Consider the following 520-nt stretch of genomic DNA (forward strand, 5'->3'; position numbering starts at 1 on the left):
ATCTTGAACAAAGTAAACAAATCGGGCTGTTAGATTTTGGCGCAACTCGCGAATACAGTGAACGTTTTAGTTCCGGTTATCGCCAAGCCTTTTCATCTGTCGTGAACGATGACGAACAAGGGCTCAACGATGCTTTAGAGCAAATAGGCTTTTTCGCCCAAAGCATCAAACCAGAACAGAGAATGGCGATTTTAGATTTGGTCAAAATGGCATGCGAACCCATGCTAATTGATGAAGCTTATGACTTTAAAGCCAGCGGACTGGCGCAAAAACTGCGAGAAGCTGGAACAATTCTGAGTATGGAGCAAGATTATTGGCATACCCCACCAGCCGATGCCATATTCTTGCACCGAAAAATTGGTGGCATGTATTTGCTCGCCGCTCGAATCGGTGCAAAAGTAAACATTCGTCGATTAGTACAGCCATATCTCAAGATCAAGAGTGGATAGCCTATTGTTTTTCTGTTACTTTCAAGTACCTTGAGCAGTTATTCTGCGTCATCAACAGCCCACTTTATTGA

General features: G+C 43.5%; 1 pseudogene. It reads left to right on the plus strand.

What is annotated here, in order from left to right:
- A pseudogene (locus R7Z49_RS27510) lies at positions 1–449 on the plus strand (AarF/ABC1/UbiB kinase family protein); the annotation flags it as partial.
- Between the last annotated feature and the right edge of the window lie 71 nt (positions 450–520).

Origin of the sequence: Vibrio sp. 1562 (genome assembly GCF_033340155.1) — a bacterium.
Taxonomy (GTDB): Bacteria; Pseudomonadota; Gammaproteobacteria; order Enterobacterales; family Vibrionaceae; genus Vibrio; species Vibrio alginolyticus.